Raw genomic sequence first — 14,259 nt, forward strand, 5'->3', positions numbered from 1 at the left:
GCCGCTTCATCGCCGCAGATCACGACGGATCGGCGGGCCGGATTGGGGGAGTTTGCTCCCTCACTGGCCACGAGCGGCGCACATGGTGTACAACGCCGTGTTCACATGTCCGCGTTCTCGGAAAGGGATCGTCATGAGCAAGGACATGTCCGGGCCCCCGGACACACCGGACGAGGAAAAGGAACGCGCACGGGCACAGACGGACGAATCGACCGACCGCCCGGGCGACCCGGTGCCGGGAAACCCGAAAACCGACCCTGTCGATTCGACCGGATCCGCCGATTCCGCCGATTCCGCCGACGGCGAAACCGGAAAGGGAAAGGCGATGTCCGAGCGGGGCGTGGACCGGCGCGTGGTGGCCGTCGCCGCCGCCCTGGTGCTCGCCTGCGCCGGCCTCGTCGGCTACGGCGTCCTGAACACCGGGGACGAGCCCGGGGAGCGGGCCGCCCCCACCGCCGAGGTCACCTACGAGGTGCGGGGAGAGGGCACGGCCGACATCACCTACCTCGCCCGCGGCGAGGCCGGGAAGGCCACCATCGCCTCGGACGTGACGCTGCCGTGGAAGAAGACCGTGGAGGTGCCCCTGGGCGAGGAGCCCACCGTCAGCATCCTCCTCGGCGAGGAGGGCGGCGAGGCCAGCTGCGCCCTCGCCATCCGCGGCAGGCACGTCCAGCGCTCCACCGCCTTCGGCTCCTACGGGCGCGCCACCTGCTCCGGCGCCCTCCCGGCCCCGGAGTCCGCCGCGGAGCCCGTCGCGGAGCCCGTCGTGGAGGGGCGGTCTCAGCCGTAGGACGGCTCGGAGTGCATCTCCCAGACCAGCGCCTCGGCCCCGGCCCCGCCTCCGGACGCCTCCAGCCCCTGCGCGCCCCCGATCCGTGCCGCGTCGCCCGCCTCCAGCGACTCACCGCCCAGGCTCAGCCCGCCGCGCACCACGTGCACGTACACCCACGGCGCGTCCGGTACCGCGGTGCGCTCCCCCGCGCCCAGCCGCCGTACGTGCAGCACCGCGTCGGCGCGGGCCAGGGCGTAGGGGGTGCCGTCGGCTATGCCGCGCACGACCTCGTACTCCGCCTCGCCCCCGAACACCCCCGGCACCAGCCACATCTGCACGAACCGCAGCGGCTCGCTCCCCGCGTTGCGCTCCACGTGCCGGATGCCGCGGCCGGCGCTCAGCCGCTGCACGTCCCCGGGCCGCACGGTCACGCGGCGACCGGCCGAGTCCTCGTGCGTCAGCTCGCCCTCGACCACCCACGAGACGATCTCCACGTCCGCGTGCGGGTGCTCGGCGAAGCCCGCGCCCGGCGCGAGGCGCTCCTCGTTGCAGGCGACCAGCAGCCCGAAGCGCGTGTTGGACGGGTCGTAGAAGCCGGAGAAGGAGAAGGCGTGCCGTGTCTCGATGCCGGCCGCCCGGTCCCCGCCCCGATAACGGTCCGCATCGCGCCATATGTGCAGCATTCCTCCACGGTACGCGGACGGGCCGACATCCCACACGACGGCCGCCCGCACACCTCCCGGCCTCCTCCCCCACGGGGTGCCGTGGGAGAGGGCGGCCGGGAGGGGCCGGGAGTCCTGGAGCGCGTGTGGCACCGTGTCCGCATGTCCAACGATGTCGCGTACCCCGTCCTGCGCACCCGCGATGCGGCACTGGCGCTGAGTACGGCGCGGCGGCTGCTGGCGGTCGGGGACCGGCGGCACGCGCGGGTCTGCGTGGACGCCGAGCTGCCCACCGCCGAGGATGTGCTCCGCGTACGGAGCGCGCTGCCCGACGTGTGGTTCCGGACGGAGAACGCGGAGGAGTGGGCGCGGTTCCCCTCCGATCCGACCGGTCTGCTCAGCGGCCTCCCGGCCCGCTCGCTCCCCACCGACCAGGCCGGCTGGGCGGGACTGCTGCCTCTGTGGGCTTCCATGCTCGACCAGGCCGTGGGCAGCGTCGAGGACGCCTTCGTGGATCTGGTGGGACCGCGCGTCGGCGAGATCCGCTGGCACTCGCTCGCCTGGCCCGGGGCCGAGGAGCCGGCTCTGGCCTGGGAGGGCACACACGCCATGGTCACCCTGCTGCTCAACACCCGTACCCGCGAACTGGACGAGCGCGCCGACGAGCACACCGTTCTGGTCCATGTGCGTCGCGGGAACCTCGACGGGTACGAGGAGAGGCAGGCGTCCTGGCTGGCCTCCCGCGCCGGCCTGTCGGTCATCGGCCCCGCACAGCGCCCCTGAGAGGCCGGGCCACCTCCGTCGGCTCGGCCGCCTCGGCCTGGGTGAAGCCGCCCTCCCGCCCCGTCCCGGCCGGCCTCCGGGCCCGTGCCCCGGCCGACAGACGCCGCGCGCCCTCTTCGAACACCCTCCTCCCGCCCACCAGTTCCTCCGCACGCCGACGGTGGCCGCTCCCCGACTACTTGACGAAACCGTTCACCGCTCCATCCCCTCCTCGCGACCGGCTGCCGTGGAACGCCATGGAACACCGCGGCCTCGTCCGCTTCCGCCCCGTTCGGCGACGGCCCCACGATCGAGTGGTCGCCGCGGCAACACGTGCGCACCGCACGGCGCCGCCTCAACCTCCCCGCCGCCGGCGGTGCCCCGGCCCGCGGGCAGCGAACCTCCGGCTGAGCCTCCGCTCCGGGGCGTTCAGCCGTACGTCGGGAAGACGGAGGTGTCCACCGTCCAGTCGCCCACCCGCACCGTCTCGCCGAAGGCGAACTCCGTGGAGGTGCCGTAGCGCGGACCTTCCGGGGTGCGGTGGATGCCGGAGTAGAGTGCCCCGGTGCCCTTCCGGGGGTCGAGCAACAGGTAGTAGGGGATGCCCATCGCCGGGTAGTCGCGGGTCTTCCCCTCGTAGTCGTTCTCCGGGTTGGTCCGCGAGACGACCTCGACCACGACCTCGACATCGCGGGGGTGGACGGCCTCGCCCGTCTCCAGGCAACTCTCGGGGAAGACCATCACGTCCGGCCGCCGTCTGACCCCCACGGCGGGGTCCTCCAGGTCGGCACCGCCGTGGGCGATGAGATCCGCCCCCTGCCGCTCGATCTGGGCGTCGAGTTGCTTGCCCACCCGGTGGACGATCAGTTCGTGCCGGTTGCTCGGGGACATCGTCATGACGATCTCTTCGCCGCTGATCTCGACGGCCCGGACCTCCTCGGGGATGTGCCTGCTCAGCTCCTCGGCGATCTCGGCCATACGCTCGTAGTCGACGGACATCGCGCTCCCCTGAGAACAGAACTCCCCGACCGGCTCCGCCGTCATCGTAGGCCGTACGCGCCGGCGCCGGGCGGGCGCCGGCCCGGCCCCCTCCGTTGTACGGATCCGACACCCGCCACCCATACGGCCGTACCAATAGGGCAGTCTTGTCCCGTGCCAGAACCCACTCAGACACCAGCACCCGACAAGCAGCGCCCCCACCCGCACCCCGCGACGCTGCGGCGGCTGGAGCAGTCCTCCGGCAAGCTGGCCGCCGCCGCCCTCACCCGTATGGGAGAGCAACTGCCCTGGTACCGGGCGATGCCGCCGGAGAACCGGTCGTGGATCGGCCTGGTGGCGCAGGCGGGCATCGCGGCGTTCACCGAGTGGTTCCGGCATCCCGAGACGCCCCAGGCGATCAGCACGGACGTGTTCGGCACCGCGCCGCGCGAGCTGACGCGGGCGATCACGCTGCGGCAGACCGTGGAGATGGTCCGCACCACCATCGAGGTCGTGGAGGCGGCGATCGACGAGGTCGCCGCACCCGGCGACGAGAACGTGCTGCGCGAGGCGCTGCTGGTCTACGCCCGCGAGATAGCGTTCGCCACCGCCCAGGTGTACGCGCAGGCCGCCGAGGCGCGCGGCGCGTGGGACGCGCGACTGGAGTCGCTGGTGGTCAACGCCGTGCTCTCCGGCGAGGCCGACGAGGGGACCGTCTCCCGCGCGGCGGCGCTGGGCTGGAACTCCCCCGAGCATGTGACGGTCGTACTGGGCACCGCGCCCGACGGGGACAGCGAACTGACGGTGGAGGCGATCCGGCGTGCCTCCCGGCACGCCAAACTCCAGGTGCTGACCGGGGTGCTGGGCGACCGGCTGGTGGTCATCGCCGGCGGCTCGGACGATCCGCTGCACGTCGCCAAGTCGCTGATCGGTCCGTTCGCCGCGGGCCCGGTGGTGGCCGGTCCCGTGGTGGGCGACCTGCTGTCGGCGACACGTTCGGCGCAGGCGGCCGCCGCCGGGCTGAAGGCGTGCGCCGCGTGGCCGGACGTGCCGCGCCCGGTGCTCGCGGACGATCTGCTGCCCGAGCGCGCGATGGCCGCGGATCCCACCGCGCGGGCGCTGTTGGTGGAGGAGATCTACAGACCGCTCCAGGAGGCCGGGGCCGCCCTCCTGGAAACCTTGAGTGTTTATCTGGAGCAGGCGAGCAGTCTGGAGGGGGCCGCGCGGATGCTGTTCGTGCACCCCAACACCGTTCGCTACCGGCTGCGACGTGTGACGGACGTCACCGGATGGTCCCCCTCGGACGTCCGTTCGGCGTTCACGCTGCGCGTCGCGCTGATCCTGGGTCGCCTGGCAGACGGGAGCGGGCAGATATAGTCGTGCCCATCGGTTTTGTCGGCCTCCCACAATTCCCCTGACCGTTCTTCGTGCCGGTCCCCACCGGCGTGGACATCCGTCGACAAGAGAGAGTGTGAGAGTGCTCGTACTCGTCGCTCCCGGCCAGGGCGCCCAGACGCCCGGCTTCCTGACCCCCTGGCTCGAACTCCCCGGCGTCGCCGACCGGCTGCGTGAGTGGTCGGCCGCCATCGACCTGGACCTGGTGCACTACGGCACCGAGGCCGACGCCGAGCGGATCCGCGACACGGCCGTGGCCCAGCCGCTGCTGGTGGCCGCGGGCCTGGCCTCCGCGCAGGCGCTGCTGGAGGGCGTTCCGCTGGACTCCCTCGGCGCCGTCGCGGGCCACAGTGTGGGCGAGCTGACCGCCGCCGCGGTCGGCGAAGTCCTCGCCCCCGAGGCCGTGATGGCGCTGGTGCGCACCCGCGGCCGGGCGATGGCCGAGGCCGCCGCCGTCACCCCGACCGGTATGACCGCCGTCATCGGCGGCGATCCGCAGACGGTGACGGCGCATCTGGAGGGGCTGGGGCTGACCCCGGCCAACGTCAACGGCGCCGGCCAGATCGTCGCCGCCGGCACCATGGAGCAGCTCGCCGCCCTGGCCGAGGACAAGCCGGAGGGTGTGCGGATGGTCAAGGCGCTGTCCGTGGCGGGCGCCTTCCACACCCACCACATGGCCCCGGCCGTCGACGCGCTGGCGAAGGCCGTCGAGGGCGTGGCGCCCAAGGACCCGCGCGTGCCCTACGTCTCCAACCGGGACGGGCAGGCCGTCGCCGACGGCGGCGAGATCCTGCGGCGGCTGGTGCGGCAGGTCGCCGGTCCGGTGCGCTGGGACCTGTGCATGGAGACGTTCAAGGAGATGGGCGTCACCGCGCTGATCGAGGTGTGCCCCGGCGGTACCCTCACCGGCCTGGCCAAGCGTGCCCTGCCGGGTGTGAAGACGCTGGCGCTGAAGACCCCCGAGCACCTCGACGCGGCCCGTGAGCTGATCGCCGAGCACGCCTCTCCCGCGGCCCAGCGGCCGGACAGCAGTCGATAGGAGCTTGCGAGAGCATGACCGCGAAGATCAGGCCCGCGAAGGGCGCACCGTACGCGCGCATCCTCGGCGTCGGCGGCTACCGTCCGACCCGCGTGGTGCCCAACGAGGAGATCCTCAAGCACATCGACTCGTCCGACGAGTGGATCCGCTCCCGTTCGGGCATCACCACCCGGCACTGGGCCGGCCCGGAGGAGACCGTCGCCGAGATGACGCTCGCCGCGGCGGGCAAGGCGATCGCGGACGCGGGGATCACCCCCGAGCAGATCGGCGCGGTCGTGATCTCGACCGTCTCCCACTTCAAGCAGACGCCCTCGATCGCCACCGAGGTCGCCCACCGGCTGGGCACCGGCAGGGCCGCCGCGTTCGACATCTCCGCGGCCTGTGCGGGCTTCGGCTACGGCCTGACCATCGCCAAGGGCCTGGTGGTGGAGGGCAGCGCGCAGTACGTGCTGGTCGTCGGCGTCGAACGGCTGTCGGACCTGACGGATCTGACGGACCGCACCACCGCCTTCCTCTTCGGCGACGGCGCCGGGGCGGCCGTCGTCGGCCCGTCCGAGGAGCCCGCCATCGGCCCCACGGTGTGGGGTTCGGAGGGCGACAAGGCGGACGTCATCTCGCAGACGGTTCCGTGGGACGACTACCGCGAGGGCGAGGTCGAGAAGTTCCCGGCGCTCCGCCAGGAGGGTCAGACGGTCTTCCGCTGGGCCGTCTTCGAGATGGCCAAGGTCGCCCAGCAGGCGCTGGAGGCCGCCGGGATCACCTCCGACGACCTGGACGTCTTCATCCCGCACCAGGCCAACATGCGGATCATCGACTCGATGGTGAAGACCCTCAAACTGCCGGAGCACGTCACGGTCGCCCGCGATGTGGAGACCACCGGCAACACCTCGGCCGCCTCCATTCCGCTCGCCATGGAGCGGCTGCTGGCGACCGGGCAGGCGAAGAGCGGCGACACCGCGCTCGTCATCGGCTTCGGGGCGGGTCTCGTCTACGCGGCGACGGTCGTTACCCTCCCATAGCCGGATGTTCCGCACCGCAGTACGCCGGACCGCAGTACACCGGACCACAACCCACCACGCGTAACACGACACGAAGGAGCGCCACCATGGCCGCCACCAAGGAAGAGATCGTCGAGGGTCTCGCCGAGATCGTCAACGAGATCGCCGGTATCCCGACCGAGGACGTCCAGCTGGACAAGTCCTTCACCGACGACCTGGACGTCGACTCGCTGTCCATGGTCGAGGTCGTCGTCGCCGCCGAGGAGCGCTTCGGCGTCAAGATCCCGGACGACGACGTCAAGAACCTCAAGACCGTCGGTGACGCGGTGGACTACATCCTCAACCACCAGGACTGACAGGTCCGCACGCCCGTTGAAGCGTTTGTCGCCACCCGCTCCGCGGTGGCGGATGACCGCACTTCCCCTACCAGTGGAGAAATTCCTGTGAACGCGACCCACCACACCGTGGTCGTCACCGGTATCGGCGCAACCACACCGCTGGGTGGCGACAGCGCATCGACGTGGGAGGGCCTGCTCGCCGGCCGCTCCGGGGTCAGGGCCCTGGAGCAGGAGTGGGCGGCCGAACTGCCCGTGAGGATCGCCGCGCAGGCGGCGGTCGACCCGTCCGAGGTCCTGCCCCGTCCGCTCGCCCGCAAGCTGGACCGCTCGGCGCAGTTCGCGCTGATCGCGGCCCGCGAGGCATGGGCGGACGCCGGCTACGAGGGCCGGGCCGGGGAGAACGGCCAGGTGGACCCGGGCCGGCTCGGCACCGTCGTCGCCTCCGGCATCGGCGGTGTCACCACCCTGCTCGACCAGTACGACGTGCTCAAGGAGAAGGGCGTACGCCGCGTCTCCCCGCACACCGTGCCGATGCTGATGCCCAACGGCCCCTCGGCCAACGTGGGCCTGGAGGTGGGCGCCCAGGCGGGCGTGCACGCCCCGGTCAGCGCCTGCGCCTCGGGCGCCGAGGCGGTGGGCTACGCCGTGGAGATGATCCGCTCCGGGCGCGCCGACGTGGTCGTCGCGGGCGGCGCCGAGGCGGCGATCCACCCGCTGCCCATCGCGGCGTTCGCCAACATGATGGCGCTGTCGAAGAACGAGGGTGACCCGGCGAAGGTCTCGCGCCCCTACGACAAGGCCCGCGACGGCTTCGTGCTCGGCGAGGGCGCGGGTGTCGTGGTACTGGAGTCGGCCGAGCACGCGGCCCGGCGCGGTGCGAGGGTCTACTGCGAGGTGCTGGGGCAGGGCCTGTCCGCGGACAACCACCACATCGCGCAGCCCGAGCCGGCCGGCCGGGGCATCGCCGACGCCCTGCAGGGACTGCTGGAGAGCACCGGCCTCGACCCCTCCGAGATCGCGCACCTCAACGCGCACGCCACCTCCACCCCGCAGGGCGACGTCGCCGAGATCAAGGCGCTGCGCAAGGTGCTGGGCTCCGACCTGGACCATGTCGCCATCTCCGCCACCAAGTCCATGACCGGTCATCTGCTGGGCGGCGCGGGCGGTATCGAGACGGTGGCGACGGTGCTGGCGCTGCACCACCGCACGGCGCCGCCGACCATCAACGTCGACGACCTGGACGAGGAGATCGACGCCGACATCGTGACCGGCGAACCGCGCTCGCTGGGCGAGGGCCCGCTGGTGGCGGTCAACAACTCCTTCGGCTTCGGCGGCCACAACGTCGTCGTGGCCTTCCGCACCGCCTGAGCAGCCGCCTGGGCAGCCGCCTGGGTACAGCCTGAGGCCTGGCGCGACAGGCGCGCGCAGCGCCCGAGGGGCCCGCCGGACATCGTCCGGCGGGCCCCTCGGGCGTCCGGGGAGGCCGAGGCCCCGGACGGGAGCGCGGTTCCGTAAGGGCGGGGAGCGGAGACCGGGCCGGCGCGCGGGAGTCCGTGAGCCGTCACCGCGCCCGTGACACCGGCGCCGGGGAAGGGCGTCCGCCCCCGGAACGCACCGGCCGGTCCGCCGGGTCCGCCGTCGCGGCGGCGCGGCGGTGTCAGACCACCTGGTGCAGCCAGCGCACCGGAGCGCCCTCGCCCGCGTAGCGGAAGGGCTCCAGTTCGTCGTCCCAGGGCTTGCCGAGGAGCTTGGAGATCTCGGCCTCCAGCTCGGTCTCGCCGCGCGCGGCGCGGTCCACGGCGGCGCGCAGCCGGTCCTCGGGGATGAGGATGTCGCCGTGCATACCGGTGACCGCGTGGAAGATGCCCAGCTCGGGGGTGGAGCTGTAACGCTCGCCCTCCGCGGTGGAGCAGGGCTCGGAGGTCACCTCGAAGCGGAGCATGCGCCAGCCGCGCAGCGCGGAGGCGAGTTTGGAGGCGGTACCGGGTTCGCCCTGCCAGGACAGCTCCGCGCGCCAGGTGCCCGGGGAAGCGGGCTGCTTGATCCAGTCGAGGCTGACGCGGGCGCCGAGCACTCCCGCGACGGCCCATTCGACGTGCGGGCACAGTGCGCGGGGGGCTGAGTGCACGTACAGAACTCCACGTGTCGTCACCGGGACCTCCTGTGTGGTTCGAGTGCGACCTTCCGTGGCGGCCTCGAATCCCTGCCGGCCATGCGCCGGGTCACCGGTTGACATCCTGTCCCATCGGTCACGTGTCTTCCGGCTCCCGAAGTTACGAACAGTAAACACTATCCGTGCCGATTCTCCCTAAAAGGGACAGCAAGTGACGCGATGTAATCTGTCAAACGTGTCCGGCGGCCATTTTCGGACCGTCATGGCAAAAGCTACCGTGCCACGGCACCCATGGGGTGACGTACCGTCGGCCGAGGCGGTCAACCCACCCGTCCGAACCATCACCCCACCGGGAGACAGGAAGGAACGGGGGGAGCACCCGTGCGAGACGACACGCCGTCCGGCCCTCCACCTGCGGGACGCGCCCGCCGCGGAGGGCTGCTGCCCGCCGTCTGGGCCGCGGTCGCCGCCACCGCGGCCCTCACCGTGTTCGCCGTGTCGTGCGGCGGCTTCGGCGGTGGTGCGCCGCACTCCCGGGGCGCGTCCGCCGGCGCCCGCCCCTCCTCCCCCTCCCTCTCGCCCTCGCCCTCACCTTCACCCTCGCCCTCACCCTCGCCCTCGCCCTCGCCCTCGCCCTCGCCCTCATGGGACACCGGCCCCGGCTCACTGGCGGCCCTGGGCGACTCCATCACCCGCGCCTTCGACGCCTGCTCGCTGCTGGACGACTGCCCGGAGGCGTCCTGGGCCACCGGCACCTCCCCGGAGGTGGACAGCCTGGCGCGGCGGCTGGGCGTCCCCGCCGCCGCGACCTGGAACCACGCGCGCTCCGGCGCCCTGATGGCCGAACTGCCCGCCCAGGCCCGGAAGGCGGCGGCGCACCGGCCGGAGCTGGTGACGGTGCTGATCGGGGCGAACGACGCCTGCCGGGCGACGGTGGAGCGGATGACGCCGGTGGAGGAGTTCCGCGCCGACTTCGCCGAGGCACTGCGCACCCTGCGCCGGACCTCGCCGAGGACCCAGGTGTACGTGGCCGGCGTGCCGGACCTGGAGCGGCTGTGGTCCCTGGGCCGGTCGCATCCGGTGGCCGCGCAGGTGTGGCAGCTCGGTATCTGCCCGTCGATGCTGGGCGGGGCGGGGGCCTCGGACGCCGAGGCGGCGAAGCGCCGCGCGAAGGTGTCGGCGCGGGTGCGGGCGTACAACGCCGCGCTGGCGGAGGTCTGCGAGCGCGACAGGCGCTGCCGGCACGACGGCGGGGCGGTGCACGGCTACCGCTTCACCGCCCGTGAGCTGAGCTCCTGGGACTGGTTCCACCCCGGCCCGGAGGGCCAGCGCGCGCTCGCCGAGATCGCGCACCGACAGGTCACCGCCGTTTCCCCGCCCGCCTGAGCGGCGAAATCCGCGCCCGCCCATTGACGCCGGTCGAGCCCCGTCATTACATTCGCGCCAGCATTTCGAACGTGTGACGAGATATCGAACGACAGAGAAGGGCAGCCGCTGTGCGCATCACCGGGATCAGCACGCATGTCGTCGGTACTCCGTGGCGCAACCTGACCTATGTCCAGGTGCACACCGACGAGGGGCTCACCGGCGTCGGCGAGACCCGGATGCTCGGGCACACCGATGCCCTGGTCGGCTATCTGCGCGAGGCCGAGGCCAACCACATCGCCGGGTCCGACCCCTTCGCGGTCGAGGATCTGGTGCGGCGCATGAAGTACGGCGACTACGGGCGGGCCGGGGAGATCGTGATGTCCGGCATCGCCTGCGTGGAGATGGCCTGCTGGGACATCAAGGGCAAGGCGCTGGGCGTGCCCGTGTGGCAGCTGCTGGGCGGCAGGGTGACCGACCGCGTCAAGGCGTACGCCAACGGCTGGTACACCGTCGAGCGCACCCCGCAGGCGTTCCACGAGGCGGCCCTGCGGGTCGTCGGGCGCGGCTACCGAGCGCTCAAGCTCGACCCGTTCGGCACCGGTCACTTCGAGCTGGACCACGCCGAGACGCTGCGCTCGGTGGCGCTGGTGGAGGCGGTGCGGGACGCGATCGGGCCGGAGTGCGAGCTGCTGCTGGAGATGCACGGCCGTTTCAGCCCCGCCACGGCCGTCCGCATCGCCCGCGAGGTCGAGCCGTTCCGGCCGAGCTGGCTGGAGGAGCCGGTGCCGCCGGAGAACCTCAAGGCGCTGGCCAAGGTGGCCGAGAAGGTGGACATGCCCATCGCCACCGGCGAGCGCATCCACGACCGCATCGAGTTCCGCGAGCTGTTCGAGTCCCAGGCCGCCGACATCATCCAGCCGGATCTGGGGCACATCGGCGGCATCCTGGAGACCCGCAAGATCGCCGCCACCGCCGAGACCCACTACATGCTGGTGGCGCCGCACAACGTGGGCGGCTCGGTACTGACGGCCGCCTCCCTCCAACTGGCCGGCTGCACGCCGAACTTCAAGATCCTGGAGCACTTCAACGACTTCGCGGACGCCGAGATCAAGAAGGTGGTCAAGGGCGCGCCGGAGGTCGTGGACGGCTACTTCTCCCTCCCCGACGCCCCCGGCCTGGGGGTGGAGCTGGACACCGACGCGGCCGCGGAGTTCCCGCAGCAGCAGGCCCGCTTCGACCTGTGGGCCGAGGGCTGGGAGAAGCGGGATCCGCGCGGAGCCCGGTCGTGAGGCGGGGCGGGCACCGGGGGCTCACGGCGTTCGGGCCGCACGCCCCTGCCGCACACCGGTGCGCGGGCGCGCCCTTGGAAGCCGGGGGTGGCGCACGGCCCCGTGCGCACCGGCTTCGCCTGTGCGGCGCGGGACGGTGCGGCGCGGGACGGTGCGGCGCGGGACGGTGCGGCGCGGGACGGTGCGTCACATCCGGTCCGGCAGGGGGCGGCCCCGCGGCGGCCGGCCTCCCGGGCGGTGGTGACACGTCCGGGCATCCGGCGCAGAATCCACCGCGGGGGGCGGCCGTCCGTCCTCCGGCGGGCGCCAGGGGCGCCGGAGGTCCACGCGACGCGGGGAGGAACCAGTGGTGAACGCACCCGCACACACCCCGGTGCCGGACGACGTCCGCGCCGCCGGGCGCGCCGTCCTCGTGGAGCGGCCCGGCCGCCACCGGCTGGTGGAGGCGCCCCGCCCCGAACCCGGCCCGGGCGAGGTGCGGGTGGCCGTGTACGCGGCGGGGATCTGCGCCAGCGACAGCGAGGTGTACGCGGGCAACCGCGCCGAGGGCTACGTCCGCTACCCCGTCGTGCCCGGCCACGAGTGGTCCGGCACGGTGGAGGCGGCCGGCCCCGGCGCCGACCCGGCGCTGGTGGGGCGGAAGGTGGTGGGCGAGGGGTTCCGCGCCTGCCTGGTCTGCGACCGCTGCCGCGAGGGCGCCACCAGTCTGTGCACCGGCGGCTACGACGAGACCGGCTTCACCCGGCCCGGCGCCTTCGCCGACTTCCTCGTCCTGCCCGCCCGGCTGCTGCACGTCCTCGACGACCGTGCCGACCTGCGCTCGGCCGCTCTGCTGGAGCCGGCCGCCGTGGTGGCGGCGGCGGTACTGGCGGGCGGACCGCGCCCGGGCGAGCGGATCGCCGTGGTCGGGGCGGGCACGCTCGGCCTGCTGGCCGTGCAGCTGCTGGCCGCCGTCTCCCCCGCCGAGCTGCTGGTCGTCGATCCCCGCACCGAGCGCGCCGGGCGGGCACTGCCCATGGGCGCCACCGGGGTGTGCGCCCCGCCGGAGGCCGCCGGTCTGCGCGGCCGCTACGACCTGGTGGTGGAGACCGCCGGCGCGCCCACCACCGCCCACGACTCCTGTCTGCTGGCCCGGCGCGGCGGCCGGGTGGTGCTGACCGGGCTGCCCGGGCCGGGCGCGCGGGGCATCGACCCCGTCCATCTGTCCGTCAGCCAGCTCACCGTCCGCTCCGTCTTCGGCGCCCCGCCGGCCGCCTGGGCCCATGCGGTGCGGGCCTTCGGCGCGGGGCTGCTCGCGCCCGCGTCCCTGATCACCCATGAGCTGCCGCTGGAGGACTTCGCCGCGGCCGTCGCGCTGGTCGGCGGCGGCGATCCCGGGGTCGGCAAGGTTCTGCTGCGGCCCTGACCCCACCCTCCCGACCCCCGCGGCCCGGCCCGCACCCTCAGCCGCGAACGACGTACGAGATACCGAACGAGATCGAGTCAGATCGAGTCAGATCGAACCAGGGAGCATCGTGACCGACGCGTCCATCAAACCCTCCGGCCCCCGCCGCCCCGGCGAGGCCGCCCTCGCCTCCCTCGGCCACCCCTGCCCCGACCGGGACCCCCGCGGCTCCTCCCCGCACACCTTCCCCGACGGCGGCACCTGGCGCACCGAGATCCCCTCCGTCGAGGGACCGGAGGCGCTGGCCACCGTGCTGAAGGAGGCCGAGGCCCTGGACGTCCCCGTCCACCGCGTCAGCCAGGGCAGCGGCGTGTGGATGCTCACCGACGCCGAGATCTCCGAGATGACCGGCGCCTGCGCCGAACGGAACGTGGAGCTGTGCCTGTTCACCGGGCCGCGCGGCACCTGGGACGCCGGCGCCGGCACCCGCACTCCCTCCGGCGGCGCGGGGCTGCGCGCCCGCGGCCACGACGCGCTCGCCGGATGCGTCGAGGACGCCGTACGCGCCACCGAACTCGGTGTGCGCTGCCTGCTGGTGGCCGACGAGGGCGTGCTGTACACACTGCACCGGATGCGGACGCGCGGCGTCCTGCCGGCCGACACCACCCTCAAGGTGTCGGCGCTGATCGGCCCGGTCAACCCGGCCTCGTACGCCGTCTTCGAACGGCTGGGCGCCGACTCGGTCAACGTGCCCTCCGACCTGACCCTGGAGCACCTGACCGAGATCCGCCGGGTCAGCCGCGCCCCGATGGACTTCTACCTGGAGGCTCCCGACGACCTCGGCGGCTATGTGCGGATGTACGACGCCGCCGAACTGATCCGGCGCGGCGCGCCGGTCTACCTCAAGTTCGGGCTCAGCAAGGCCCCCGCCATCTACCCCTACGGCGCGCATCTGCGCGACGCGACCCTGGACACCGCCCGCGAGCGGGTCCGCCGCGGCCGGCTCGCCCTGGATCTGCTGGCCCGCCTCGGAGCCGGGGACGGGATGTCCCCGCCCGGCTCCCGTCTGCCCGGCCCCCTCAACCGCTTCCCCGACGAAACCGGAACATCCGCCGAACCGGGAACATCCGCCGACGCCGCCACGCCCGAAGGGAACTGATC

The 14,259-nt window shown here is 73.2% G+C and carries 14 protein-coding genes; 11 read left to right on the forward strand and 3 right to left on the reverse strand.

Annotation, left to right across the window (positions count from 1 at the left end):
- The first annotated feature begins 325 nt into the window (after positions 1 to 325).
- Entirely contained in the window at positions 326 to 790 is a 465-nt protein-coding gene (locus CUT83_RS02275; protein WP_101254301.1) for a hypothetical protein, read from the forward strand.
- Here CUT83_RS02275 and CUT83_RS02280 read toward each other — a convergent pair.
- Entirely contained in the window at positions 781 to 1,455 is a 675-nt protein-coding gene (locus CUT83_RS02280) for a pirin family protein (protein ID WP_101254302.1), read from the reverse strand. The two genes, CUT83_RS02275 and CUT83_RS02280, sit on opposite strands and share 10 nt — an antisense overlap.
- 141 nt (positions 1,456 to 1,596) lie before the next feature.
- On the opposite strand from CUT83_RS02280, the gene CUT83_RS02285 reads away from it, so the two are divergent.
- Positions 1,597 to 2,217: a hypothetical protein gene (locus CUT83_RS02285; protein WP_101254180.1), complete on the forward strand. Its 621-nt coding sequence runs from the start codon at positions 1,597 to 1,599 to the stop codon at positions 2,215 to 2,217.
- Between the two features lie 408 nt (positions 2,218 to 2,625).
- On the opposite strand, the gene CUT83_RS02290 is transcribed toward CUT83_RS02285, so the two are convergent.
- Positions 2,626 to 3,195, reverse strand: coding sequence for a Uma2 family endonuclease (locus CUT83_RS02290; RefSeq protein ID WP_101254181.1), 570 nt, complete (start codon positions 3,193 to 3,195; stop codon positions 2,626 to 2,628).
- Positions 3,196 to 3,348: 153 nt separating this feature from the next.
- Between CUT83_RS02290 and CUT83_RS02295 the strand changes: the two genes are divergently transcribed.
- From CUT83_RS02295 to CUT83_RS02315, 5 genes are all read left to right on the forward strand, one after another.
- The gene (locus CUT83_RS02295; RefSeq protein ID WP_101254182.1) at positions 3,349 to 4,551 is read left to right on the forward strand and encodes a PucR family transcriptional regulator; all 1,203 of its coding nucleotides are present in this window, start codon (positions 3,349 to 3,351) and stop codon (positions 4,549 to 4,551) included.
- A gap of 100 nt (positions 4,552 to 4,651) precedes the next feature.
- Positions 4,652 to 5,608, forward strand: coding sequence for an ACP S-malonyltransferase (locus CUT83_RS02300; RefSeq protein WP_101254183.1), 957 nt, complete (start codon positions 4,652 to 4,654; stop codon positions 5,606 to 5,608).
- A gap of 14 nt (positions 5,609 to 5,622) precedes the next feature.
- On the forward strand, positions 5,623 to 6,627 hold the full coding sequence (locus CUT83_RS02305; RefSeq protein WP_101254184.1) for a ketoacyl-ACP synthase III: 1,005 nt from the start codon (positions 5,623 to 5,625) through the stop codon (positions 6,625 to 6,627).
- Between the two features lie 86 nt (positions 6,628 to 6,713).
- Positions 6,714 to 6,962 carry an acyl carrier protein gene (locus CUT83_RS02310; protein WP_093848993.1) on the forward strand — a complete coding sequence of 83 codons (249 nt, stop codon included), beginning with the start codon at positions 6,714 to 6,716 and terminating at the stop codon, positions 6,960 to 6,962.
- A gap of 87 nt (positions 6,963 to 7,049) precedes the next feature.
- Positions 7,050 to 8,312 (forward strand): beta-ketoacyl-[acyl-carrier-protein] synthase family protein, encoded by a 1,263-nt coding sequence (locus tag CUT83_RS02315; RefSeq protein ID WP_101254185.1) that lies wholly within the window; start codon positions 7,050 to 7,052, stop codon positions 8,310 to 8,312.
- Positions 8,313 to 8,601: 289 nt separating this feature from the next.
- Here the strand turns inward: CUT83_RS02315 and CUT83_RS02320 are convergent, their stop codons facing one another.
- Positions 8,602 to 9,096, reverse strand: coding sequence for a DUF3145 domain-containing protein (locus CUT83_RS02320; protein WP_093654684.1), 495 nt, complete (start codon positions 9,094 to 9,096; stop codon positions 8,602 to 8,604).
- 342 nt (positions 9,097 to 9,438) lie between these two features.
- On the opposite strand from CUT83_RS02320, the gene CUT83_RS02325 reads away from it, so the two are divergent.
- From CUT83_RS02325 to CUT83_RS02340, 4 genes are all read left to right on the forward strand, one after another.
- Entirely contained in the window at positions 9,439 to 10,443 is a 1,005-nt protein-coding gene (locus CUT83_RS02325; RefSeq protein ID WP_240958137.1) for an SGNH/GDSL hydrolase family protein, read from the forward strand.
- Between the two features lie 110 nt (positions 10,444 to 10,553).
- Positions 10,554 to 11,714 carry a mandelate racemase/muconate lactonizing enzyme family protein gene (locus tag CUT83_RS02330; RefSeq protein ID WP_101254186.1) on the forward strand — a complete coding sequence of 387 codons (1,161 nt, stop codon included), beginning with the start codon at positions 10,554 to 10,556 and terminating at the stop codon, positions 11,712 to 11,714.
- Positions 11,715 to 12,063: 349 nt separating this feature from the next.
- The gene (locus tag CUT83_RS02335) at positions 12,064 to 13,119 is read left to right on the forward strand and encodes a zinc-dependent alcohol dehydrogenase (RefSeq protein ID WP_240958138.1); all 1,056 of its coding nucleotides are present in this window, start codon (positions 12,064 to 12,066) and stop codon (positions 13,117 to 13,119) included.
- A 109-nt stretch (positions 13,120 to 13,228) separates the two neighbouring features.
- Entirely contained in the window at positions 13,229 to 14,257 is a 1,029-nt protein-coding gene (locus tag CUT83_RS02340; protein ID WP_101254187.1) for a hypothetical protein, read from the forward strand.
- The last annotated feature ends 2 nt before the right edge of the window (positions 14,258 to 14,259 follow it).

Source organism: Streptomyces barkulensis (assembly GCF_002843305.1).
Taxonomy (GTDB): Bacteria; Actinomycetota; Actinomycetes; order Streptomycetales; family Streptomycetaceae; genus Streptomyces; species Streptomyces barkulensis.

What these genes read in the sequence shown, in the direction of transcription:
- CUT83_RS02275 (WP_101254301.1), top strand. Translation starts at nt 326, where the DNA reads ATGTCCGAGCGGGGCGTGGACCGGCGCGTGGTGGCCGTCGCCGCCGCC.
- CUT83_RS02280 (WP_101254302.1), bottom strand. Translation starts at nt 1,455, where the DNA reads ATGCTGCACATATGGCGCGATGCGGACCGTTATCGGGGCGGGGACCGG.
- CUT83_RS02285 (WP_101254180.1), top strand. Translation starts at nt 1,597, where the DNA reads ATGTCCAACGATGTCGCGTACCCCGTCCTGCGCACCCGCGATGCGGCA.
- CUT83_RS02290 (WP_101254181.1), bottom strand. Translation starts at nt 3,195, where the DNA reads ATGTCCGTCGACTACGAGCGTATGGCCGAGATCGCCGAGGAGCTGAGC.
- CUT83_RS02305 (WP_101254184.1), top strand. Translation starts at nt 5,623, where the DNA reads ATGACCGCGAAGATCAGGCCCGCGAAGGGCGCACCGTACGCGCGCATC.
- CUT83_RS02310 (WP_093848993.1), top strand. Translation starts at nt 6,714, where the DNA reads ATGGCCGCCACCAAGGAAGAGATCGTCGAGGGTCTCGCCGAGATCGTC.